The sequence below is a fragment of the Hyphomonas atlantica corrig. genome (genome assembly GCF_000682715.1).
In the GTDB taxonomy this organism is placed as follows: domain Bacteria; phylum Pseudomonadota; class Alphaproteobacteria; order Caulobacterales; family Hyphomonadaceae; genus Hyphomonas; species Hyphomonas atlantica.
In genome coordinates this window covers 17,629-39,837 of the sequence record NZ_AWFH01000045.1, presented here as the reverse complement: position 1 = coordinate 39,837, position 22,209 = coordinate 17,629, and the positions used below count along the sequence as shown (strand labels likewise).

Genomic DNA, 22,209 nt, shown 5'->3' with positions numbered 1-22,209 from the left:
TTCGGGATACTGAAATGCGCCTAGCGCTGGTCCATCGGCACGTAGTCGCGCATGGCGGCGCCGGTGTAGATCTGGCGCGGGCGACCAATGCGTTGGGTCGGGTCGACCAGCATCTCGTTCAGCTGGGCAATCCAGCCGACGGTGCGGGCCAGCGAGAACAGCACGGTGAACATCTGCTTCGGGAAGCCGATCGCATCGAGGATGATGCCGGAGTAGAAGTCGACGTTCGGGTAGAGCTTCTTCTCTGCGAAGTATTCGTCTTCGAGAGCGATGCGCTCCAGTTCCATGGCGACTTTCAGGATCGGCTGATCCTTCAGGCCAAGCAGGTCGAGCACTTCGTGAGCAGACTCGCGCATCACGGTCGCGCGCGGGTCGTAGTTCTTGTAGACGCGGTGACCGAAGCCCATCAGGCGGAACGGATCAGACTTGTCCTTTGCCTTCTCGATGAATTCCGGGATGCGGTCCACAGTGCCGATTTCGTGCAGCATGTTGAGGCAGGCCTCGTTGGCGCCGCCATGGCTTGGGCCCCAGAGACAGGCCACGCCAGCCGCAACAGCGGCGAATGGATGCGCGCCTGAAGACCCTGCCAGGCGAACGGTCGAGGTCGACGCGTTTTGCTCGTGGTCTGCGTGCAGGATGAAGAAACGGTCCATCGCCTTGGCGATTTTTGGATCCACTTTGTAATCCTCGGCGGTGACCGAGAAGCACATGTTCAGGAAGTTTTCGGCGTAGGACAGATCGTTGCGAGGATCGACGAATTTCTGGCCGAGATTGTACTTCAGGATGCGTGCGCAGAGCGTCGGCATCTTGGCAATCAGGCGGATCGAAGCGAGGCGGCGCTCTTCCGGATCTTCGCTATCCATCGCACCCGGGTAGAAGGACGCCATCGCGCCAACCGTACCGGTCAGCATGGCCATCGGGTGGCTGTCACGGCGGAAGCCGTCGAAGAAACGGTCCAGTTGTGTGTGGAGCAGGGTGTGCTGCTTGATCTCGTCGTTGAACGTGCTGAGTTCCGACTTGGATGGCAGTTCGCCATTCAGGATCAGGTAGCATACTTCCGGGAAGGTTGCTTGCGCAGCCAGCTGGCCAATCGGATAGCCGCGGTGCAGCAGGACGCCTTCTTCCCCGTTGATGAACGTGATCTGGCTTTCACAGCTCGCCGTGGAGGTGAAGCCCGGGTCAAATGTGAACTGTCCGGATTGCGCGTAGAATTTGCGCACGTCCACGACGTTTGGACCGTGGGTGCCGGACAGTACCGGCATGTCATAGGTCTTTCCGTCAATCTCGATCTTCGCCGTACCGGCGTCTTTGGTCTTGTTTTCCATCAACTCTAGCCCTTCCAAATCATTGTTCCACTCGGCATCGCTCGGGATTAGGTCCCGGCTTTCGCCGTTTGATCTTCAATTCTTCCCAGCGCCTCATCCTGCCCGAGCCATTCAAGGACTGGAGCGATGTCTGGCGCGGGTAACCCGCCCGTGAGCGCAGCTCTGAGTGGCTGACCCACCTGTCCCATCGAAAGGTCGCGGTCAGCGCAATACGAGCTTATGACGAGCGATATAGTTTCTGCGGTCCATTGGCGCAATTGCTGCAGTTCGTCGCGCAGACCCGCCAGCCGGTCAAGTCCTTCTTCGGACAATGCCTTGCGCGCCTTCTTGTTCATTTCAATCGGGCGAATGTCACGCAGGAAGGCGAACGCAGCGGCAAGCTCTGGCAGCGTGGTGCCGCGATCCTTCATGTGCGGCAGGGCCGTACGGACCCGGCCGGCTTCCGCCTCGCTGAGCGGGGCCTCCGCCTCCAGCAGCGGCTTCAGCAATTCGAACAGGCGATCATCATCGGCAAGGCGCATGAAATGGGAATTGATCTGGCCCAGCTTCTCCAGGTCCAGGCGTGCAGGGGCCTTGTTGATGCCCTCGACATCGAAGAGGGAAATGGCCTCGGCCTCGGTGAAGATTTCCTGATCGCCGTGGCTCCAGCCGAGGCGGAGCAGATAGGCCTTCATGGCTTCCGGCAGGTAGCCCATTTCCCGATAGGCCAGCGTGGAGAGCGCGCCGTGGCGCTTGGACAGTTTCGCGCCATCTGGTCCGTGGATCAGGGAGACGTGGGCAAAGGTCGGTACGTCCCAGCCCATCGCCTCATAGATCGGGATCTGGCGGAAAGCATTGCGCAAATGATCGTCGCCGCGGATCACGTGCGTCACGCCCATATCGTGATCGTCCACCACAACTGCCAGCATGTAAGTCGGCGTGCCATCGGCGCGCAGCAGGATCATGTCGTCCAGTTCGCTCGCCTGAATGGTCACGCGGCCCTGAACACCATCTTCAAGGATGCGGTCACCGCCATCCGGCGCGCGCAGGCGCACGGTGAAAGGCGCATCGGCTGATGGGGACGGGGCGCCATCGCGCCAAGGAGACCGATAAGGGGCGAGCAGCTCATTCGCCTCGGCCAGCAGCGCGGTCTTCTCCGCTTCCGAAATGCCTTCTGCCTTGGCGGCCTGGCGCTTTTCCTCACCCAGATCCCGGCGGGCCTGGAGTTCTTCCGGCGTAGCGTAGCAGCGGAAGGCCGTGCCTCGCGCAATCATCTCATTGGCGACTTCAGTGTGCCGCGCCGCCTGGCTGAACTGCATCACCGGCGCTTCGTCCGGCGTCAGGCCGAGCCAGTCCATGCCCTCCAGAATCGCCGCCGTTGCCTCATCCGTTGAGCGTGCGCGATCGGTATCCTCGATCCGCAAAAGAAACTTCCCGTTGTGACGTTTCGCGAAGAGGTAGTTGAAAAGTGCCGTCCTTGCCCCTCCAATGTGCAGCATGCCGGTGGGAGAAGGGGCAAAACGCGTAATGACGTTCATGGGACAGGCAGGCTCCGATTTATGATCGTGGGTGATGCTCTTGCGCCGCAGAAACACAACTCCCCGGCCAATGGCAAGGGGCTGGGCCTCTGGCGTGCAGTCAGCGGCCAGCGCTTCTGGGCGATTTCCGGGGTGGATGCACAGCCACTCCTGCTGGCCTTTGCAATGGCGACTGGCGCGGCGGCTTATTTCACGATGCCATCTGAACCGGCTATGGAGGCGATTCTGCTCGCGCCTTTGCTGGCGGTCGCCCTGATCGCTGTAGGGCGGAGATTGCTGGCGCCCTCGCTGGTTCAGTTTGTTCTCTGGCTGGCTTTTGGCGTGGTTCTGGGCCTGAGCGCCGGGGCGGTACGGGCGCGTCTGGTGGCAGCGCCGGTCATTTCCGAGATGACTGGGCCGGTCATGGTCGAAGGCTGGCTGTCAGAGGTTGAGACTGGTGCAAAGGGGCCGCGCCTGAGGATCGAGGTTCATGCCATTGCCGGCATGCCGCCAGAGGCGACACCGAAGACCGTGCGGGTCACGCATCGCTCGCGGCTGGAAGTCTCTTCAGGCCGCTTTGTCAGGTGCTGGTCTGTACTGAGGCCGCCACCCGCGCCGGGCATGGCGGGCGAGTATGATTTCCGACGACAAGCCTGGTTCGAGCAGTTGGGCGGTGTGGGCTATGTTCAGGGCCGCTGCCGGGGCGGGGCTCTGGGCGCGCCGGGGGGCATCGTTTCGGATGTCCGGATGCATATCGCTGCCTTCCGCCGGCAACTGGCTTCGCATGTCGATGAAGCGGCGGGTGAGCGCGCTGGGGGCTTTGCGGCGGCGCTCGTTTCCGGCGACCGCAGTTTCATGCCGGTGGAGGACCAGGTGGCGCTGCGCAATTCGGGCCTCGCGCACCTGCTGGCCATTTCAGGGCTTCACATGGCCATCGTTGGCGGGCTGGTATTTTACGTCATGCGGCGATTGCTGGCCTGCATCGAACCGCTGGCCTTGAGGGTTCCTGTCCAGAAGCCAGCGGCGATCATCGCCCTGTTGGCCAGCCTGTCCTATCTGGTGATCTCCGGCGCGGGGGTCTCTACCCAGCGGGCGTTTATCATGCTGGCGGTCGTGTTCGGTGCGGTTCTGTTCGACCGGGCCGCGCTCAGCCTTCGTTCCTTTGCCATCGCCATGATTCTGGTGATCCTGCTGCAGCCGGAAAGCGTTATGTCGCCTGGCTTCCAGATGTCCTTCGCGGCATCCGGTGCCTTGATCGCCACCTATGAAGCATGGACGGCGCGGCGGGCAGTATCGGATCGCGTGATGGGATCGGTCAGCTATAGCTGGGCCTCACTCGCCGTAACGTCGTTGGTCGCGGGCACGGCAACAGCGCCTTATGCGCTCTACCATTTCGACCGTCTGGCCGGGCTGGGCCTGATCGCCAATCTGGCTGCGATGCCGATCATCACCTTTGTCAGTGCGCCGGCCGCTGCTGCCGCACTGATCCTCACGCCGCTTGGTTATGGCGATCTGGGCTTGCGCGTGTTCGGCTATTCGCTGGAGGCGATCCTCTGGATTGCCGAGACGTGCACGGCGCAGGCTCCAGACGGCATCTCACCGGGCAAACAGATGCCAGACCTTTCGCTTGTCCTGTTCACGGCAGCGCTGGCGGCGGCAGTCGTGGCGCATGGTGTCTGGCGGTGGATCTTTGCGGCGGCGTTGACCGGGCCGGCTCTCTGGCTGTGGTTCACCGCCCCCGGCTTGGCGCTGCACTGGTCCGCATCCGGGGATGTGTTCGTCCGCTTAAAGGGGGGCGACATCGAGAAGATCAGCTATGTCGACGGGGATGGCCTGTCGCCAATGCGCTTCAGTACGCTGGAGCCTTCAGGCTCGTGTAGTAATTGGCCATGTGTCCTGGACAGCGTGATCGGGCCCATCCGTCTCAACGCGCCGGAGGGAGACGAGGGCTCGCTTGAGGGTCAGCAGTCTTGTGAGCCGTCAGACGAGGTATCGCTGGATCTGGTCATGACGCGGCCAAGTGAGGCGTGTGGGCCGTCGCTGGCATGGTCGGACATATCCCGCCAGGGCGGCGTGACCATCGACACAACCGGTGCCAGAACGCAAAGGGCCACGCCCTGCAAGGCGCGGGCCTGGAAGCCATGTTCAAAGGATTCAGGTCAGTCGTAGCGACGGATCAGGGCCACAAGGCGGCCTTGTACCTGCACGCGGTCTGGTCCGAAGATGCGGGTTTCGAAAGCAGGGTTGGCCGCTTCCAGAGCAACCGACGCGCCCTTGCGGCGCAGGCGTTTCAGCGTCGCTTCCTCACCGTCGATCAGCGCCACGACAATGTCGCCCGTATTGGCTGTATCGGTGCGGCGGCAAACGACAATGTCGCCTTCCAGAATGCCGGCATCGATCATGGAGTCGCCTTGAACTTCGAGGGCGAAATGTTCGTCGCCATCGGACAGGCCGTCCGGTGCATTGACGTGGCCATTCTCCTGCTGGATCGCGGAAATCGGCAGACCGGCTGCGATGCGACCGATGAGGGGCACGGTATTTGCCGCCGGAGCAGGGGCTGGCTGGCCAGTTGCGACGAGGGCGGGCTTGAATTCCTTCCGGCCACGCGGTGCGCCGGGCGCGACGGCATCCGGCAATTTCAGCACTTCAAGGGCGCGCGCCCGGTGCGCGAGGCGCCGGATGAACCCGCGCTCTTCAAGCGCCGTGATCAGGCGGTGAATACCGGATTTGGAGGCAAGGTTCAGCGCATCTTTCATTTCGTCAAAAGATGGCGAAACGCCGGTTTCCTGAATGCGCTCATTGATGAAGAGCAGCAATTCCTTTTGTTTACTAGTCAGCACGGGGGACTCCCTTCGGGCGAATCTCTGTTCACTTATGTTCTACATGTGTTCATGCTTCGGGTCAATTCGTGCCAGCTACCCTCATTTCCGTTACGCTTTTCTGACGGTTTATGCCCATTTTCATAAGACTTTCGCCGATCAGGAACCGCCGTGCGCCAGTCTCGCGCAGCCTTTCAATACTTTGAGCCGAGGAAACGCCGCTTTCGGAGATCAGCACCTTGTCCTCCGGCACCAGCGGCGCGAGCCGTTCGGTGGTCGCCAGATCGGTCACCATTCGTTTCAGGTCGCGATTGTTGATGCCAATCAGCGGAGACGGAAGCCGCAGGGCGCGCTCCAGTTCATCCTCATTGTGCGTTTCGAGCAGGACATCCATGCCCAACTCCAGCGCTGTGCTGGTCAGTTCGCTGGCCTGATCATCACTGAGACAGGCCATGATAACCAGGATGCAGTCTGCGCCATAAACGCGGGACTCGATCACCTGATAGGGGTCGATCATGAAATCCTTGCGCAGCATCGGCAGGGCAACCGCAGACCGGATGGCGGCGAAGTCTTCCAGACTGCCGCCAAAGCTCGGTCCGTCTGTCAGAACGGAGAGACAGGCAGCGCCGCCCGCTTCGTACTCACGCGCAATCTCGACCGGGTCGGCCCCGGGCAGGATGTCGCCCGCTGAGGGGCTCTTACGCTTCAGTTCACAGATCAGGGCATTCTCGTTGATGCCGGCAATCAGCGCCATGGACTGGGCGAAGCCGCGCGGCGCGCTGGCATCCGGAAGGCGTGCCTCAAGTGCGGCCAGAGGCGTCTCGCGCTTTGCGGCAGCAACTTCATCCACCTTGTAGGCGATGATGCGATCAAGGGCTGTGCTCATTCCGGGTCCTGTCCGTTGGAAAGTGCGGCGAGGGCGCGAAGCGTCTGGCGGGCCTTGCCACTGTCGATGGCCTGCGCGGCCATGTCTGCGCCTTGTTTCAGCGTGTCAACCTTTCCAAAGACATGCAGGCCGGCAGCGGCGTTCAGCAGCACCACGTCGCGGAACGGGCCCTCCTGGCCGTCAAACAGCTCTGTAATGGCCAGCGCATTCTCTGCCGGGCTGCCGCCTTCAAGCGTCGAGAGCGGGCTGGTCTCGAGTCCGGCATCGGCCGGGGTCAGGTCGAACTCGCGCACGCCGTCAGGGGTGACTTCGCAGACCCTGGTGGTTCCCGCGATGGAGATTTCATCAATGCCGTCCATGCCATGAACGACCCAGGCGCGCTGGGTGCCGAGGCGCGCCAGCGTATCAGCCATCGGGCGCACCCATTCCGGCGCGAACACACCCAGCACCTGGTATTCCGCGCTGGCCGGATTGCTGAGCGGGCCAAGCAGGTTGAAGATGGTGCGAATGCCCAGCTTGGCGCGGACCGGAGCGACGTGGCGCATGGCACTGTGATGGCTGCGCGCGAACATGAAGGCGACGCCGCAACCATTCAGGCAATCGAGGAAGGTCTCCTCATCCATGTCGAGGTTGACGCCCAGCGCCTCCAACACGTCCGCAGAGCCGGTCTTCGGCGGCACCGACCGGTTGCCATGCTTGGCGACGCGCCCGCCCGCTGCGGCAATGACGATGGCGCTGGCGGTGGATGTGTTCAGGCTTTTCCATGGAAGACCACCCGTGCCGCACGTGTCCAGCACCGGACCTTCCACATGAACTTTCCGGGCATGCTGGCGCATGATGCGCGCGCCGGCGGCAAGTTCGTCAGCGGTTTCCCCGCGCACGGAAAGGCCCATCAGGAAGGCGCCAATTTCCTCTGGCGCAGCTTCGCCAGACAGTAATTTGTCGAAGGCGCCTTCCAGCGTTTCAGAGTCCAGCGGCTGGCGCCGGGCAATGGCCAGAAGGGCGGTGGTGAGACTGTCTTGGGACATGGCGGGAATTCCGGTTTCTCTTCGCGCCTGCATAGGGGCTTGGAGCCTGCCTGATCAAGCCCGTCAGTGACGCAGGCGCAAAGATCGTCACAAAGCCTTCAGCCAGCCTACACGAAGACTTGATCGCGTTTTCTGGCGGATTGGGCTAGTCTCTCGCCACAGGGGAATTTCCAAGAGACCAGAAACCTGATGGAGGAGGACACCATGAAACCCAGATATTTGCTCGCCGGTGCAGCCGGTATTGCACTTCTCGCAGCGTGCCAGACGCCGCCTGCTGACGACATGACGGACGAGACAGTGGTCGAAGAGACGATCGAAGTCGAAACCGTGATGGACGCGGAAGAAGACGTGGAAGTGGAGGCTGCGGTTGAAGCCGAGATGGCCGAAGCCGCCGAAACGGTCGATGACGCGATGAACGTGTCCGACTCCGTTGCGCTCGCCGCGGCGTTGGCCATGCAGCCGGAAGAGGTGCAGGCCCGTTACGACGCGCGCAATCCCGGTGCGACGCTGGAGTTCTTTGGAATTGAGCCCGGCATGACGGTGGTCGAGGCGCTGCCGGGCCGCGGATGGTACAGCAAGATCCTGCTCCCGTATCTCGGGCCGGAGGGCAAGCTGATCGGCGCGCACTATCCCGATGAGATGTGGATCCGTATCCTGCCCGGCGCAGATGAGGAGCGCGTCGCCGGTATTCTGGCGCAGCTGGAAGGCTGGGTCGAAACCGCCGAGGGATGGGCCGGTGAGAAGGGCGCGAAAGTCTATGACTACAAGCTGACGACGCTGCCGGAAGACAAGGCGGAGAAGGCCGATGCGGCACTCTTTATCCGCGCGCTGCACAATCTGAACCGGACCGAGGAAGAACTTGGCACCTACACGGCGACGATTGCTGAAACCTATCGCATCCTGAAGCCGGGCGGCGTGGTCGGCGTGGTCCAGCACCGCGCGTCTGAAGATACGCCGGATGCCTGGGCCGATGGCAATGCCGGATACCTGAAGACGAGTTTTGTGGTCGACAGTTTCGAGGCGGCCGGGTTCGTTCTCGAAGAGTCGAGCGAGATCAATAGCAATCCGGCAGATGATGCGGGCGAGGGCGACATTGTCTGGCGTCTCGCGCCAAGCTTCGCCACGACCGAGGAAGGCACGCCGGAGCGCGAGGCGATTGCGAAGATTGGCGAGTCCGACCGCATGACCCTGCGGTTCCGCAAGCCTGAATAGGCGTTGAATCCATCCGTATCGGGAGAGGGCCCTCAGGGGCCCTTTTCTTTTGGGGGGCTGCGTGGTCATGCGGAACCACGACAGCAGGCAGGCGTTGGACAGGAAACCCAAACATGGAGCTTTTCCCCAATGACCCAACTCGCTGACAAGGACATGACCGAAACTTTCTGGGACCGTCTGGAAGACTGTCGGACCGGCATGCTGGTCATCGAAGGCCGCGCGGTGCCGATGTCCCACTATGTCGATGAGAACAAGCGCGAGCTCTGGTTCATCACGGCGAAGGGAACCTACATGGCGGAAAACGCCAAGGGCGGGCAGGCACACTATGTTCTGTGCAATGACAAGGAAGGCCTCTATGCCAGCCTGTCAGGTCGCCTGACGCCCGAGATCAACAAGGAAAAGCTCGACGAATACTGGAGCTTCATTGCCGCCAGCTGGTACGAAGACGGCAAGCAGGATCCCGACGTTCTTCTGCTCAAGCTGTCGCTCGACTATGGTGAAGTCTGGACATCAAAAGGCGGCGCAAAATTCTTCTACGAAGTTGCGAAAGCCAATCTGACCGACGACAAGCCGGACGTTGGCGAGCATTTCGAAGTGCGCTTCTAGAGCCGGTCCAGCCAGTTCTTCAGCAAGGCGTGGCCGTGTTCGGTGAGGATGCTTTCCGGATGGAACTGCACACCGTAGACGGGCCGCGTCCTGTGGTGGAGGGCCATGACTTCGCCATCCTCCGTGAACGCATCGGCGACCAGCACATCTGGCAGGTCTTCCGGCTTTACGGCGAGCGAGTGGTAGCGGACAACTTGATAGGTTTCCGGCAGGCCATCGAACAGGTCTCCGCCCGTCTGGCGGATCTCTGACAGTTTTCCATGGCGGATTTCCCTGGCGGTGACCACTTCGCCGCCAAAGGCCTGGCCGATGGATTGATGACCAAGGCACACGCCCAGGATCGGCAGATCATCCGGGGCCTGCTCAATCAGGGCGACGCAGATACCTGCCTCATTCGGCGAGCACGGGCCCGGCGACAACAGCACGCCGTCTGCATCGCTGGCGAGCGCTTCTTCAACGGTCAGTTCGTCATTGCGGACAACGCGTGTCTCCGCGCCCAGCTCTTCCAGATAGTGGACGAGGTTCCAGGTGAAGCTGTCATAATTGTCGATGACGAGGATTTTCTTCCGGCTCATTGGTCGAACTCATAGGCTGCTGCCAGTTCGGCTGCACGCTTCAGGGCGCCTGCCTTGTGGACCGTCTCATCATATTCGTATTGAGGGTTGGAATCGAGCACGACCCCTCCGCCAGCCTGAATGTGCAGCTGGCCATCCTTCAGCACGGCTGTGCGCAGCGCGATACAGGTGTCGAGATCGCCATTCCAGCCGAAATAGCCGACCGCGCCGCCATAGATGCCGCGGCGATGGGATTCCATCTCGTTGATGATCTGCATGGCGCGGATCTTTGGTGCGCCGGAGACGGTTCCTGCCGGAAAGCCCGCGAACAAGGCGTCGACACTGTCGAGCCCCTCACGCAGATCCCCTTCAACATGGCTGACAATGTGCATCACGTGGGAATAGCGCTCGACGATGAATTGCTCCGTAACCGTCACACTTCCATAGGCGGCAACGCGGCCCACATCATTGCGGCCAAGATCCAGCAGCATCAGGTGTTCGGCGATCTCTTTCGGATCGGCCAGAAGGCTCGCGGCGCGGCGGGCGTCTTCTTCATCATTGCCACTGCGCGGACGGGTGCCGGCAATGGGGCGGATGGCGACGCGGCCATCACGCACGCGGACGAGGATTTCCGGGCTGGAGCCGACAAGACTGACCGTGCCGAGGTTCATGTGGAACATGAAGGCGGACGGGTTCAGACGGCGCAGGGCGCGATAATAGCTGATCGACTGGCGCGGGAAGGGCGCGGAGAAACGCTGGCTCGGCACCACCTGGAAGATGTCGCCTGCGCGTATGTACTCCTTGCAGCGATCCACGATCTCGAAATAGCGCTCTTTCGATGTGTTGGATTGCAGGTCGACCGGGGCCGGATCCTGATCCTTGGGCGGCATCTGGGGCAAGCGCTCCAGTCGCGTTTCCACATCGTCCAGCAGGGCGTTGATCTCTGCCTCGTCGCCGCCTTCGACGCGGCCGATCAGCAGGATTTCCTGATAGATGTGATCAAAAACGATGACGACGCGCGGGATGACCAGCAGCGCTTCGGGAACGTTCAGCATGTCCGGCTTGGTGATTTCCACCGGCTCGACATACTGGATCATGTCATAGCCGACATAGCCAAACGCGCCTGAGGCCATTGGCGGCAGGGCCTCATCGGCTTCGGCGCGGGCGTCACGGGCGAACGCTTTCAGCGCTTCGACCGGTCCAGCCTCCAGCGTGCGGGCATCCGAGAACTCCGCATCACTGGCAATCTGGGCCTTGCCATCGAGGATGCGGAACCAGCGGTCCGGCTCCAGCCCGATGAAGGAATAGCGGCCAAGCCGTTCGCCCCCGGCAATGGATTCGAACAGGAAGCTGCCGGGCGTTTCCGCACCGAGCTTCAGCATGGCCGCAACCGGGGTCTCGATATCCCCGATCCGGCGCCGGACGATCAGCTGTGCAGTGCTCATTGTTCGGTCGAGATCGATGCCTTGTAGACGTTGAGGGCGCCCTGGTTCTTGCGAAGCTTCATGCTGGCAGAGATCTCGGCCTCGGTCGCCGCAATGAGGTCGCTCTGGAGTTCAGCAAGCAAATTGGAATTGGCCAGTGGGGCCAGTTCGGCCAGCTCGGCCTCGCTCGGCGGCGTGACCTCGGTCAGCTGCATCACCATGACCATGTCACCGGCCCGGCTTGGCAGGGTGAACACATCGCCCTCCTTGCCATTGAAGATCTGGCCAAGGGCAGCGCTTGGCAGGCCCGCCTCACCCGCATTCCGGCGGGTGACAGGGGCGAGCGGTGTTTCCACCACTTCACCGGCTGCCTGGGCTTCGGCCTCCAGCGTGGTTTCACCCACCTCGATCCGCTTGGTCAGGTCGTCGAGCGCGGACTGGACGCTGTTCTGCTGGCGCTGAGCCACGAGAACGGCGCGGACCTGATCGCTCAGCTCCTCGAATTCCGGCGTGTAGCTTTCGATGATCTCGCGCGGCGAGGTCAGATAGGTTGCTTCGCCAATGTCGAACCGGTTGCTGGTATCGCCGACACCGATCTGGAAGGATTGCTGGAAGGCTTCCCCGGCCTGCAGCAGGCCGTGCAGGGTGACACCGTCACGCGTGCGGCCAGACGTATCGACCGGAGCGTAGGTGATCAGCGGCACGCCTACATCTTCGGCAATCTGGCTGAGCGGGTATCCGGCACCGATGGCGCGGTCGAGCGCTTCCATCTTGTCGAAGAGCAGAACCGATGCGCGCTCGCGGGACAGCTGGTCGCGGATCTCGCCTTCAACCTGTTCCAGCGGGAAGACGGCGCCCGGCTGGACGGAGATGAGACGCGCTACCAACCATTGGTCACCGCGCTCGGCCGGGCCGAACAGGGCGCCGCTCTGGCGGCCAGCGCCAAACATGGCGTCGGCGAGCAAGGGATCGCTGACGCTTTCGCGGCGACCGGTCTTGGTCTCGCGGGAGGCGACGCCCTCAATGGATGCCGGGTCCGAGCCAGCGGCGAGCAGGCCGAATGCGGTGCGAGCAGCCTCGCGCGTATCAAACAGCAACTCGACATAGGTGCGGGTGTCCGGTTCCGAGAAGCGCTCGGACTTGCTGGCCTCATAGACCGTGGCAACTTCCTGATCGGTCACGGTTACTTCGGAGAGGAAGTCTTCAGCGGACATGCGCAGCACATCGATCATGCGGCGCTCAGGCTGTTTCAGGGCTTCGAGGTTTTCATCGTAATAGGCACGGACATCTTCTTCAGTCGGGGCGTCCGGCTCTGGCAGTGTATCGGTGTTCAGGATGAACCAGGCCACGTTGCGGGACTCGCCCAGATACCGCCCCTGAATGGCCGCCAGCGCGTTGGCCGGATAGATCGCAGCGCCGGCAGCATCGCGCATGGCAGCCATCGTGAGATCGTCGGAGAGCTGCTGCTCGTAATCTGCCTGGCTGATCCGGTTCTGGTTCAGCACCAGACGGTAAGTGTCCAGATCCAGGGAACCGGTAAGGGGGTTCTTGAATGCGTCCGTGTTTCTCAATTCCTCGACCACGGCATCTGTGGACGGGCGGACCCCGATGGAGTCGGCATAGCCGAGCAGGGTCAGCTTGGCGGCTTCCATGTTGAAGATCTGGTCGATGATGCCCTGTTCCACCAGGTCCGGCTTTGTCACCGGTTCTTCGGAATCGGCATTGATGTTCCGAACCACGCTCTCGACCCGCCGGTCAAAGGCCGCCGCGTCAAAGCCACGGCTGCCCGCCGCTGCCATGTTTGAGCCGAGGCCACCGCGAATCTGGGCGAACATCTGGTCCACACCCCAGAAAGCCATCCCCGCGATGATGATCATGACTACAATCTTGCCGACGAAGGAATTCATCAGGCTTTTCATCAGGGCTAGCATATCGGCAGCGTCTTTCTGGCAGGTTGAGGAGTGGTCCAGTGCTTGCTAGGCGACCCCGTTAGGTCTTTCAAGATAGGGATAGCTTATGACCAGAACACTTATCGCAGGTAATTGGAAGATGAATGGCCTGAAGGCCAGCCTGGGGGAAATCCGGGATGCCGCGGCAGGTGTCGGGAAGGGCAAGGCCGGAGTGGAGGCGCTTTTGTGTGTGCCAGCCACGCTTCTGACGGTTGCCGCGGAGGCCGCGCACGGATCTGAACTGAAAGTGGGTGGCGAGACCTGCCACGCCAATGAGAGCGGCGCGCATACGGGTGATATCTCTGCAGAGATGCTGGCGGATGCCGGGGCGAGCCACGTAATTGTCGGTCATTCCGAGCGCCGCACTGATCATGGCGAGACCAATGAGATCGTTGCTGCACAAGCCGCTGCAGCCCTGCGCGCAGGCCTGACGCCGATCATCTGCATCGGTGAGAGCCTGGACCAGCGCAAGGCCGGTGAGACGCTGGACTTCGTGGCCAGCCAGATTGACGGCTCCATTCCAGAGGGCGCGAAGGCCGAGGAAATCGTGATCGCGTATGAGCCAATCTGGGCCATCGGCACAGGCGAAGTGGCCACGCCGGACCAGATCGACGAGGTCCATACCGCTATTCGCACACGTCTTGCCCAGCGATTCGGCGCGGACGGCGCAGACCAGATCCCGCTGCTCTATGGCGGCAGCATGAAGCCGGGTAACGCTGCTGAAATCCTTGAAGTAAAGGATGTAAATGGCGGTCTTATCGGGGGTGCAAGCTTGAAGGCGGACGACTTCCTCGCCATTTACGCTCAAGCAAAGTAACCAAAGACTGAACCCCAAGGCTTGGCTCCTGCGCGCAATGGCGATATGCGGGCGGCTTGAATTTTACTGGAAACGCACCAGCCATGCAGAACGTCATCCTCGTTGTCCACATCATTGCCTGTATCGTCATGACGGGCCTGGTCCTTCTTCAGAAGTCTGAAGGTGGCGGTCTCGGCATCGGCGGCGGCGGTGGCGGCGGCGCAGGATCGCTGCTGTCCGGGCGCGGCGCTGCAGGCGCGCTGGTGCGGTCCACGATCATGTTTGGCGGCATTTTCTTCCTGACCAGCCTGGGCCTGACCACGCTGGCGAACCGCAACAATGACACGCGCACCGAAGTCGAGCGCGCGCTGGGCGCGGATGAAGACGGTGCAAGCGGCCCGGTCGACCTTCTCGACCCAACGGCGCCGTTGCTGGAAGGACAGGATGGCCTGTCTGCCACGCCAGCGCCGGAAGCGGTTGAGCCGGGTGTTCTGATCGACCCGACGGCAGATGCCGCCCCGGAAGAGACGGCGCCGGTTTCTGACGAAGAAACGGGTAATCCCCAATAATTGAGCGGTGCGGGTATTTTCCCTGCGCCAAATCCAAACGAATCACGGCATCAGGGTGATCCCATGATCCGCTATATTTTCATTACAGGCGGCGTGGTGTCCTCCCTTGGCAAGGGTATCGCTTCCGCCGCACTCGGTGCGTTGCTTCAGGCGCGTGGCTACAAGGTCCGCCTGCGCAAGCTCGATCCGTATCTCAATGTCGATCCCGGCACGATGAGCCCTCGCCAGCATGGTGAGGTCTATGTCACCGATGATGGCGCAGAGACCGATCTGGACCTTGGCCATTATGAGCGCTTCACCGGCGTCTCGGCCCGCCAGTCGGACAACATCACGACGGGCCGCATCTACAAGCACATTATCGAGAAAGAGCGCCGCGGCGACTATCTCGGCGCGACCATTCAGGTGATTCCGCACGTCACGAACGAGATCAAGGATTTCGTCCTGTCCGATCCGGGCGAGGATGTGGAGTTCGTCCTGTGCGAAATCGGCGGAACGGTCGGCGATATTGAAGGCCTGCCATTCTTCGAGGCGATCCGCCAGCTTGGTCAGGAACTCGGGCCGGAGCGTGCCTGCTTCATCCATCTGACGCTGCTGCCATATATTCCGGCGGCGGGCGAGATGAAGACCAAGCCGACACAGCACTCGGTGAAGGAGCTGCGCTCCATTGGTATCCAGCCACATATCCTGCTGTGCCGCTGTGACCGACCGATCCCGGAAAACGAAAAAGGCAAGATTGCCAGCTTCTGTAATGTGCGCCTGTCCAGCGTGATCGAGGCCCGCGATGTGGGCCACATCTATGACGTGCCGGAATCCTATCATGCCGAAGGGCTGGACAAGGAAGTCCTTTCCCATTTCCGCATTGATGATGCGCCGCAGCCGGATCTGTCCGGCTGGCACCAGATTGCGCATACGACCCACCATCCGGATGGCAATGTCTGTATCGGCCTCGTCGGCAAATATACCGATGTGCCGGATGCCTATAAATCGGTTGCCGAAGCGCTGGCGCATGGCGGCCTTGCCAACAAGGTGAAAGTCGACATTCGCCTGATCAATTCCGAAGAATTCGACGATGAGGCCCGGCCACTGGACATTCTGGAAGGCGTGCATGGCATCATCCTGCCGGGTGGCTTCGGAGAGCGCGGCGCGCATGGCAAGATGCGGGCGGCAAGGTTTGCACGCGAACGCAAGGTGCCGTGTTTCGGCATTTGCTATGGCATGCAGATGTCCGTCATCGAGGCGGCGCGCAACATGGCCGGCATCGACGAGGCGAACACGACCGAGAATGATCCCGAGACCGATGCGCCGCTGGTCGGCCTGATGGAAGAGTGGACCAAGGGCAATGAGAAAGTCCTGCGCGACGCCAATACCGACAAGGGTGGCACGATGCGCCTCGGCGCCTATCCAGCGCGCCTGAAGCCGGGCAGCAAGGTCGCCGAGATCTATGGCACGCTCGACATCTCGGAGCGTCACCGCCACCGCTATGAGGTAAATGCGGGCTATATCGAAGCGCTTGAGAAGGCTGGCGGCCTGTTCTCCGGCCTGTCGCCGGATGGCAAGCTGCCGGAAATCTTCGAAATTCCTGAGCATCCCTGGTTCATTGGCGTTCAGTACCACCCGGAACTGAAATCCCGCCCGTTCGAACCACATCCACTGTTTGCGAGCTTTATTGGCGCGGCGGTCAAGCAAAGCCGGCTGGTCTAGGGATTAGTCCCCTCCTGTCATCCGCCAGCGGTCCGATTGGGAGATGGGCCCCCAGATGAGCTGCGCTCATCGGGTGTGACGCGACGAGACGACCAGCACATGCATCCGGCGCGGAGAGGCTCCGGCCGGTGACAAGTTTTCATTTTTGTGCGTGTTAGGATGAATTGAAATAGGGCTGGACGGCCTGCGCTTCCGCCTCCAGCGCCCGGGCCGTCTGGCATTGCAGGAAGCTGAGCGGGCCGCGCCGGTAGAGGCGTTTGCCGATGGGTTTGAGCAAGGCTCGCGGCGCACCGAGGGCGCGGCGGAGCTTGCGGATGTAGACGTCTCGATGGTCGAGCGCGTGGTCCAAGGCGGCCAGCCGACGCACGAGTGCGCGAGCCGGCAGGATGTCATCAGAGTGCGCATCATATTCGTGAATGTCTGGCGTATCATCTCCATCAAGGAAGCGGATGCGCGGACCGGTGCGGAAGGTCTTGGGTGGGGGCGACGCGTCCTTGCGGCCTAAGCCGGCTTCGAACAGTCGAAATGTCGGAGGTGCCGACGAACGAGCGACGGCATTGCCGGGCCGGGATTTCCTGTTAGGCGACGCCATGATGGGGGCCGGTGCGGGCAGGGCGCCGAGCTCTGCCGCGCTGAGATAGAGACATCGGCGCAGCGCCGGTTCAGCCTGGGCCAGAAAGCTGGACAGGCTGCTGAGGACATGCCGGGGCAAGAAAGGCGTACACGGCGCAATGCCAAACCGCTCTCGCAGGGAGATCACGGCGAGGCTGAGCACGTTCAGCATCAGCCAGACCGCCGAGCGGATTTCGGTGGGAGGGGTGTAGCGCAAATCCGACATGCGAGCAGGATGCGCGGCGGATTTACCTGTCGGATTCGGATCTGGTGGGGTGTTGTTTTAATTGAAGTTTCGGGAAGGTTTGTGGGGCATTATGGGGGCCGTCTCCCCGGCTTTCGCCGGAGAGGCGGAGCGAACCTAAGCCTTTGACACCTGGAACTGGCCGACATTGATGCGGCCATCGGTGAAGCCGGCTTCGCAGTAGGACAGGTAGAAATTCCACATGCGGCGGAAAGGCTCATCGAAATCCAATTTCGAGATCGTGTCCCAATTGGCGTTGAAATCACGCGCCCACTCACGGCAGGTGCGGGCATAATCCTGGCCGAAATAGGTGACACCATCATGGCGCAGGCCCGCAGACTGGAACTGGTCTTTCAGCGCTGTCTCGCTGGGCAACATGCCGCCCGGAAAAATGTGACGTTGGATGAAGTCCACCCGTTTGCGGTATCTGGGGAAGAGATGGTCATCAATCGTGATGATCTGCAGCGCCGCCTTGCCGCCCTGTTTCAGGCTCTCGAAGATTTTCGCAAAATAGCTGGGCCAGTAGGATTCCCCGACCGCTTCGAACATTTCGATGGAGGCGACGCCATCATAAGAGCCTTTGTGATCCCGGTAGTCTTCCAGCCGGATCTCTACGCGCTCGTTCAGGCCCTGCTTCTGCATCCGTTGCATGGCAAAGTCGCGCTGTGAGGGCGAAATGGTCAGGCACGTGACTTTCGAGCCGCGATGCTTGGCGGCGTATTCGGCAAAGCCGCCCCAGCCGCACCCAATTTCAAGAATTTCCGAAGTCGGCCCGGCACTGATCCGGTCACAGATGTTGCTGTATTTGTTGTGCTGGCCCTGTTCGAGGCTCATGTTCGGGCTATCGAAGATGGCCGAGGAATAGGTCATGCTGGGATCCAGCCAAAGGCTGTAGAAATCATTGCCCAGATCATAATGGGCCATGATGTTCTTCTTCGCGCCCTCGCGGGAGTTACGATTGAAGATATGGCGGACCATGTTGATCCAGCGAACAAGCGTTCCGCCTACGGCAAGCTTTCCGATATTGTCGAAATTGGCCGAGAAGAAGCGCAACACGGCGGTCAGGTCCGGCGTGGACCAGTCGCCATCCATATACGCCTCGGCAAAGCCGACATCCCCGCCTGCCATGGCGCGTTTCACGAAGTCGTAATTGTGCACGATAATGGTCGCGTGCGGACCGGTTTCGTCATGTCGGTATTCCAGGACACGATCACCCGGCAGGACAAAGGATATGCTGCCACTCTGTGTGTTCAGCAGCGCGAAGGCGGCCAGACGAAAGCTTGCCGGAACATCCTTGAGGTTCCGAATGGTCTGGGCGCTGGCGTGTATGACCTCGGTCATGCGGCATCCCTCCGTTTCCCAGCATTACGTATCTGTAACGGCAAGGCAATGGTTGAGGTTGTTTCTGGCGGATTGGGTTTGCTGCGATAGCCTGCGCCGCGCAGCCAGATCTTCAAGGCCTGCCAGTGGATCCCGACGGTTACGCCAAGCGTGGAAAGTGGGTTTGTCACAGCGAGTTTGAGCAGGTTTGCGCGGGTCGCGGGCCGCTTGCGGGCCGTGATATTGGCCATGTGCAGGCAATTTCCGTCTTTCAGGCTTTCCACGACCACCCCCAATTTGTCTTCCGGCGAACGCAGGGTGAAGCGATAGGTTCCGGTCACGTCGAAGAAAGGCGAGACGTGGAAGGATTTCGGCGCGCTGTGACGGTTGCGGCCGGCCTTTACGGCGGCGACATAGCTATGGCTTTCGCCGAAAGTGTTGTTCACTTCATAGATGATACCGCGAAGGTCGCCATCCGGTCCGTAGCCATACCAGAGCGAGAGTGGCGCGAATTTGTAGAACAGGTGGCGCGGGAAGGTGACCAGCCGGATCGCGCCGCCATCGAGGCTGACACCTGCCTTGGCGAGTTCCGCCTCAGCCCAGGGACGCAAGGGCGCGCCTGCCTGTTTCGGCCCATGATCCTGTGTGCGAAAGGCAAACAGGCCCGGAGCGTTGACGCTGAACAGAGCAGAAGATGCGGCGGCCTCATCGAGACGGTCGATGTCCAGGTCGATCAGCACAAGTTTGTAGGCGAAGCGCCGCTCGAACGGGGTGTAGCGCACATGGACGGTCTGGCCGGTCCAGAGGCTCAGGGCTGGCTGGGCGGTCAGTTTCGTCACACAGATACCTCGGCAGCGACTTCCACAAGGCGAGGCTTGCGCATTGGCTGCACGATGTCCACGCCTTCCGGTGTCCACGGAACCGAACCGCCGAGCGAAAGCGCGGGCGACAGGCCGGATTTCAGGCCATCTTCGTGGAAGCCGCGCCCCATCCATGCCCCGGCGATCCAGAGGCCATCCTGCCCCTGAATGCGCTTCAGGCCACGCACGGCAGCCTCGGCGGCCGCGTCGAACTGCGGATGGTCGAACTCGTATTCGTGAAAGACCAGATCGTCGCGCGGCGGTGTATCCGGGTTCAGCGTGATGAACAGCGGGCGTTCATCCGGTAGGCCCTGAAGGCGGTTCATCCAATAGGTCAGGCAGATGTCTCCGCTGTCCTGCTTCATCACGTTCCAGCTGGCCCATGCCGCCTTGCGGGCGGGCATCAGGGCAGGGTCGCGGTGAAGATAGATGCGGTTCGGGCGATAGCGAACGGAGCGGAGCAGAAAGGCCTGATCTTCGTAGTGTTCCTGCGTCAGGCGCAGGGCCTGATCTGAATGCGTGGCGATGATGACTTCGTCAAACACCTCGCGGCGGCCATCCGACGTGACGAGGGCGGTCTGGTGACCGAAGGGGAAAAGACGCTCGACGCCCGCATCGAGGCGCATACGGTCGCCGAGCGTGTCCACAACGCGGCGGACATAGTGATTGCTGCCGCCGGACACGGTGCGCCACTTCGGGCGCTCCTTGTGCATCAGGCGATGATTGTCGAAGAACTGGAAGAAGCTCATGGCGGGATAGTCGAGCATCTTGTCTTCACAGGTCGACCAGATCGCCGCGCCCATTGGCAGGATGTAATTGACGCGGAAATCCTCGTCGAAGCCGTGCCGCTCCAGCCAGGCGCCGAGCGTTGTATCGGTGATGTGGCCAGCGGCGAGTTCCTCGCGGGCAATGTCGTTGAAGCGCAGGATGGTGCGCCAGAAGCGGTGGAAACGCGGGCTGAGCAGGTTGCGGCGCTGGGCGAAGATGCCGTTCAGGGTCGAGGCCCATTCCCAGCCATTCGGGTCGGACACGGAGAAACTCATATCCGACGCCTGCGTCTCGACGCCGAGCGCATCAAAGAAGCCGATCAGGTTGGGATAGTTCAGCGCATTGTAGACAATGAAGCCGAGATCAACCCGCGTTTCATGACCGTCATAGTCGAACGCATGCGTGCATGCGTGCCCCCCGGCCCGGCCTGATTGTTCAAAAACTGTTACGTGTGCGGAATTGCGCAGCGCCCAGGCTGCGCCGAGACCCGAAATGCCGGAACCGATGATGGCGATTTTCTTCATGAGGCGTCTCTTTTTTCTTTCAGCGTATCATAGGCGTCGAGGGCGCGCTGGCGCGCGGCAGAATGGTCGACAATGGGTTTCGGATAGGTCTCGCCCAGCGTGATGCCGGCTTTCTTCAGCGTGGCCTTGTCGGCCTCCCACGGGGCGTGGAGGTATTTGTCGGGCAGGTCTTTCAGTTCCGGACAGAAGCGGCGCACATAGTCGCCGGATTCGTCAAACTTGGTTCCCTGGCTGATCGGGTTGAACACGCGGAAATAGGGCGCAGCGTCAGCGCCGGACCCCGCGGTCCATTGCCAGCTGGCGGAATTGTTCGCCGGATCGGCATCGACCAGCGTATCCCAGAACCATTTTTCGCCTTCTTGCCAGGGCAGAAGAAGATGTTTGGTCAGGAAGGACGCGACAATCATCCGTACCCGGTTGTGCATCCAGCCTGTCTGCCATAGCTGGCGCATGCCGGCATCGACCATCGGGTAGCCGGTCTGGCCTTTCTTCCATGCGTCCAGCGCGGTCTCGTCCGTGCGCCAGGGCATGTGCTGGAAGGAGTCGTTGTAGTTTTCCGTCGCGAGGTCCGGATTGTAGTAGAGCAGCGTGTGGGAGAATTCGCGCCAACCCACTTCGGACAGGAAATGCATGCCATCCTTTTCGTGGATGTTGCCCGCTTCCATGCCGGCATGGACAGCGCGCCAGATCTGCAGCGGGCCGATTTCTCCGAAGCGGAGATGCGGGGACAGGCCGGATGTCGACCAGTCCAAGTCAGGCCGGTCGCGATTGTCCTTGTAGCCATTGATCGGCCCGTCGAGGAATTCCTTCAGCCGGGCGAGTGCGCCGTCCTCTCCGGGCGTCCAATCGTCGAAGCCGGTCGACCAGTCTGGCTTGGTTGGATGCAGGCCCCAATCGTCGAGAGACTCGCTGTCGACGTCCGGTCCGTTCAGCGTCTTGTGACGACCATACGTGTCGCGGGCATTGATGCACTGGCGTGCCTGTTTCCAATAGGGCGTAAAGACCTTGTAATAGCCGCCCGCATTGGTTTCGACCGCCCAGGGCTCGTTGAGCAGGCGGCCATTATAGCTGGTCACGTCGATGCGGCGTTCGGTGAGATCTGCCTTGATGCGGGCGTCCAGATCGCGCTCAGGCTTGTCGTAGCGACGGTTCCAGAACACCGCGTCCGCCCCGGTGACGTTCAGGACAGCATCGAGGACTTCGTTGGATTTGCCAGAGCGCAGGGTCAACTGGGCGCCAGCGGCTTCTATGTCGCCCGCGAGCGCACGGAGGGATTTGTCGAGCCACCATTTCGATGCTCCGCCATGATGGCGCAGGCCGTCTGTTTCTTCATCGTGGATGTAAAGCAGGATAAGCGGCCGATGCGATGCCACTGCAGCATGTAATGCAGGATTGTCCGATAAACGCAGATCTTCCCTGAACCAGACGATGGCGGGCGCAGATTGTGACACAAGACCTCCGGATTGCATGCGAGCGGTTCTGATGTGTTTACGCATGGGCGCGCAGATTGGATCAC

The 22,209-nt window shown here is 61.4% G+C and carries 19 protein-coding genes; 6 read left to right on the top strand and 13 right to left on the bottom strand.

All coding sequences use genetic code 11. The features are described from left to right. Positions 1–20: 20 nt before the first annotated feature. Both gltA and gltX read right to left on the bottom strand, forming a co-directional pair. Positions 21–1,325, bottom strand: coding sequence for a citrate synthase (gene gltA / locus HY36_RS12880; RefSeq protein WP_035553578.1), 1,305 nt, complete (start codon positions 1,323–1,325; stop codon positions 21–23). Positions 1,326–1,372: 47 nt separating this feature from the next. Further along, positions 1,373–2,842, bottom strand: a complete 1,470-nt coding sequence (gene gltX, locus HY36_RS12875; protein ID WP_035553574.1) for a glutamate--tRNA ligase — start codon at positions 2,840–2,842, stop codon at positions 1,373–1,375. A 27-nt stretch (positions 2,843–2,869) separates the two neighbouring features. On the opposite strand from gltX, the gene HY36_RS17890 reads away from it, so the two are divergent. Then, on the top strand, positions 2,870–4,990 hold the full coding sequence (locus HY36_RS17890) for a ComEC/Rec2 family competence protein (protein WP_162175996.1): 2,121 nt from the start codon (positions 2,870–2,872) through the stop codon (positions 4,988–4,990). On the opposite strand, the gene lexA is transcribed toward HY36_RS17890, so the two are convergent. From lexA to trpD, 3 genes are all read right to left on the bottom strand, one after another. Continuing rightward, a complete protein-coding gene (gene lexA / locus HY36_RS12865) occupies positions 4,981–5,661 on the bottom strand; it encodes a transcriptional repressor LexA (RefSeq protein ID WP_035553572.1) in 681 nt (226 codons plus the stop codon). The two genes, HY36_RS17890 and lexA, sit on opposite strands and share 10 nt — an antisense overlap. Before the next feature lie 61 nt (positions 5,662–5,722). Then, positions 5,723–6,526, bottom strand: coding sequence for an indole-3-glycerol phosphate synthase TrpC (trpC, locus tag HY36_RS12860; RefSeq protein ID WP_035553570.1), 804 nt, complete (start codon positions 6,524–6,526; stop codon positions 5,723–5,725). Then, the gene (gene trpD / locus HY36_RS12855; protein WP_035553995.1) at positions 6,523–7,554 is read right to left on the bottom strand and encodes an anthranilate phosphoribosyltransferase; all 1,032 of its coding nucleotides are present in this window, start codon (positions 7,552–7,554) and stop codon (positions 6,523–6,525) included. The genes trpC and trpD overlap by 4 nt, the downstream gene beginning before the upstream one ends. 204 nt (positions 7,555–7,758) lie before the next feature. Here trpD and HY36_RS12850 point away from each other — a divergent pair, with 204 nt between their 5' ends. Together HY36_RS12850 and HY36_RS12845 are read left to right on the top strand one after the other, a co-directional pair. Continuing rightward, complete coding sequence (locus HY36_RS12850; protein ID WP_155841916.1) at positions 7,759–8,766, top strand: class I SAM-dependent methyltransferase; 1,008 nt, start codon at positions 7,759–7,761, stop codon at positions 8,764–8,766. Between the two features lie 129 nt (positions 8,767–8,895). Continuing rightward, positions 8,896–9,372 (top strand): pyridoxamine 5'-phosphate oxidase family protein, encoded by a 477-nt coding sequence (locus HY36_RS12845; protein ID WP_035553567.1) that lies wholly within the window; start codon positions 8,896–8,898, stop codon positions 9,370–9,372. On the opposite strand, the gene HY36_RS12840 is transcribed toward HY36_RS12845, so the two are convergent. From HY36_RS12840 to HY36_RS12830, 3 genes are read right to left on the bottom strand one after another with little or no spacing between them, the layout of a single operon-like run. Then, complete coding sequence (locus HY36_RS12840; RefSeq protein WP_035553566.1) at positions 9,369–9,947, bottom strand: anthranilate synthase component II; 579 nt, start codon at positions 9,945–9,947, stop codon at positions 9,369–9,371. The two genes, HY36_RS12845 and HY36_RS12840, sit on opposite strands and share 4 nt — an antisense overlap. Continuing rightward, complete coding sequence (gene trpE / locus HY36_RS12835) at positions 9,944–11,371, bottom strand: anthranilate synthase component I (protein WP_051602778.1); 1,428 nt, start codon at positions 11,369–11,371, stop codon at positions 9,944–9,946. The genes HY36_RS12840 and trpE overlap by 4 nt, the downstream gene beginning before the upstream one ends. Next, positions 11,368–13,269: a peptidylprolyl isomerase gene (locus tag HY36_RS12830; protein WP_273280078.1), complete on the bottom strand. Its 1,902-nt coding sequence runs from the start codon at positions 13,267–13,269 to the stop codon at positions 11,368–11,370. The genes trpE and HY36_RS12830 overlap by 4 nt, the downstream gene beginning before the upstream one ends. A 97-nt stretch (positions 13,270–13,366) precedes the next feature. Between HY36_RS12830 and tpiA the strand changes: the two genes are divergently transcribed. From tpiA to HY36_RS12815, 3 genes are all read left to right on the top strand, one after another. Beyond that, positions 13,367–14,116 (top strand): triose-phosphate isomerase, encoded by a 750-nt coding sequence (gene tpiA, locus HY36_RS12825; RefSeq protein ID WP_035553556.1) that lies wholly within the window; start codon positions 13,367–13,369, stop codon positions 14,114–14,116. An 83-nt stretch (positions 14,117–14,199) separates the two neighbouring features. Beyond that, the gene (gene secG / locus HY36_RS17885) at positions 14,200–14,664 is read left to right on the top strand and encodes a preprotein translocase subunit SecG (RefSeq protein ID WP_051602777.1); all 465 of its coding nucleotides are present in this window, start codon (positions 14,200–14,202) and stop codon (positions 14,662–14,664) included. Positions 14,665–14,727: 63 nt separating this feature from the next. After that, on the top strand, positions 14,728–16,365 hold the full coding sequence (locus HY36_RS12815; RefSeq protein WP_035553554.1) for a CTP synthase: 1,638 nt from the start codon (positions 14,728–14,730) through the stop codon (positions 16,363–16,365). Positions 16,366–16,519: 154 nt separating this feature from the next. Here HY36_RS12815 and HY36_RS12810 read toward each other — a convergent pair whose 3' ends face one another. The 5 genes from HY36_RS12810 to HY36_RS12790 all read right to left on the bottom strand — a co-directional run bounded on the left by HY36_RS12810 (position 16,520) and on the right by HY36_RS12790 (position 22,189). Beyond that, positions 16,520–17,203 carry a hypothetical protein gene (locus HY36_RS12810; RefSeq protein ID WP_035553551.1) on the bottom strand — a complete coding sequence of 228 codons (684 nt, stop codon included), beginning with the start codon at positions 17,201–17,203 and terminating at the stop codon, positions 16,520–16,522. Between the two features lie 135 nt (positions 17,204–17,338). Then, entirely contained in the window at positions 17,339–18,562 is a 1,224-nt protein-coding gene (locus HY36_RS12805; RefSeq protein WP_035553548.1) for an SAM-dependent methyltransferase, read from the bottom strand. Next, entirely contained in the window at positions 18,559–19,380 is an 822-nt protein-coding gene (locus HY36_RS12800) for a DUF1365 domain-containing protein (RefSeq protein WP_051602776.1), read from the bottom strand. Before HY36_RS12800 ends, HY36_RS12805 begins: the two co-directional genes overlap by 4 nt. Further along, on the bottom strand, positions 19,377–20,693 hold the full coding sequence (locus tag HY36_RS12795; RefSeq protein WP_035553546.1) for an NAD(P)/FAD-dependent oxidoreductase: 1,317 nt from the start codon (positions 20,691–20,693) through the stop codon (positions 19,377–19,379). Before HY36_RS12795 ends, HY36_RS12800 begins: the two co-directional genes overlap by 4 nt. Continuing rightward, positions 20,690–22,189 (bottom strand): cryptochrome/photolyase family protein, encoded by a 1,500-nt coding sequence (locus HY36_RS12790; RefSeq protein ID WP_241764205.1) that lies wholly within the window; start codon positions 22,187–22,189, stop codon positions 20,690–20,692. The genes HY36_RS12795 and HY36_RS12790 overlap by 4 nt, the downstream gene beginning before the upstream one ends. Between the last annotated feature and the right edge of the window lie 20 nt (positions 22,190–22,209).

What these genes read in the sequence shown, in the direction of transcription:
- gltA (WP_035553578.1), bottom strand. Translation starts at nt 1,325, where the DNA reads ATGGAAAACAAGACCAAAGACGCCGGTACGGCGAAGATCGAGATTGAC.
- gltX (WP_035553574.1), bottom strand. Translation starts at nt 2,842, where the DNA reads ATGAACGTCATTACGCGTTTTGCCCCTTCTCCCACCGGCATGCTGCAC.
- trpC (WP_035553570.1), bottom strand. Translation starts at nt 6,526, where the DNA reads ATGAGCACAGCCCTTGATCGCATCATCGCCTACAAGGTGGATGAAGTT.
- trpD (WP_035553995.1), bottom strand. Translation starts at nt 7,554, where the DNA reads ATGTCCCAAGACAGTCTCACCACCGCCCTTCTGGCCATTGCCCGGCGC.
- HY36_RS12850 (WP_155841916.1), top strand. Translation starts at nt 7,759, where the DNA reads ATGAAACCCAGATATTTGCTCGCCGGTGCAGCCGGTATTGCACTTCTC.
- HY36_RS12845 (WP_035553567.1), top strand. Translation starts at nt 8,896, where the DNA reads ATGACCCAACTCGCTGACAAGGACATGACCGAAACTTTCTGGGACCGT.
- HY36_RS12840 (WP_035553566.1), bottom strand. Translation starts at nt 9,947, where the DNA reads ATGAGCCGGAAGAAAATCCTCGTCATCGACAATTATGACAGCTTCACC.
- trpE (WP_051602778.1), bottom strand. Translation starts at nt 11,371, where the DNA reads ATGAGCACTGCACAGCTGATCGTCCGGCGCCGGATCGGGGATATCGAG.
- HY36_RS12830 (WP_273280078.1), bottom strand. Translation starts at nt 13,269, where the DNA reads ATGAAAAGCCTGATGAATTCCTTCGTCGGCAAGATTGTAGTCATGATC.
- tpiA (WP_035553556.1), top strand. Translation starts at nt 13,367, where the DNA reads ATGACCAGAACACTTATCGCAGGTAATTGGAAGATGAATGGCCTGAAG.
- secG (WP_051602777.1), top strand. Translation starts at nt 14,200, where the DNA reads ATGCAGAACGTCATCCTCGTTGTCCACATCATTGCCTGTATCGTCATG.
- HY36_RS12815 (WP_035553554.1), top strand. Translation starts at nt 14,728, where the DNA reads ATGATCCGCTATATTTTCATTACAGGCGGCGTGGTGTCCTCCCTTGGC.
- HY36_RS12810 (WP_035553551.1), bottom strand. Translation starts at nt 17,203, where the DNA reads ATGTCGGATTTGCGCTACACCCCTCCCACCGAAATCCGCTCGGCGGTC.
- HY36_RS12805 (WP_035553548.1), bottom strand. Translation starts at nt 18,562, where the DNA reads ATGACCGAGGTCATACACGCCAGCGCCCAGACCATTCGGAACCTCAAG.
- HY36_RS12795 (WP_035553546.1), bottom strand. Translation starts at nt 20,693, where the DNA reads ATGAAGAAAATCGCCATCATCGGTTCCGGCATTTCGGGTCTCGGCGCA.
- HY36_RS12790 (WP_241764205.1), bottom strand. Translation starts at nt 22,189, where the DNA reads ATGCGTAAACACATCAGAACCGCTCGCATGCAATCCGGAGGTCTTGTG.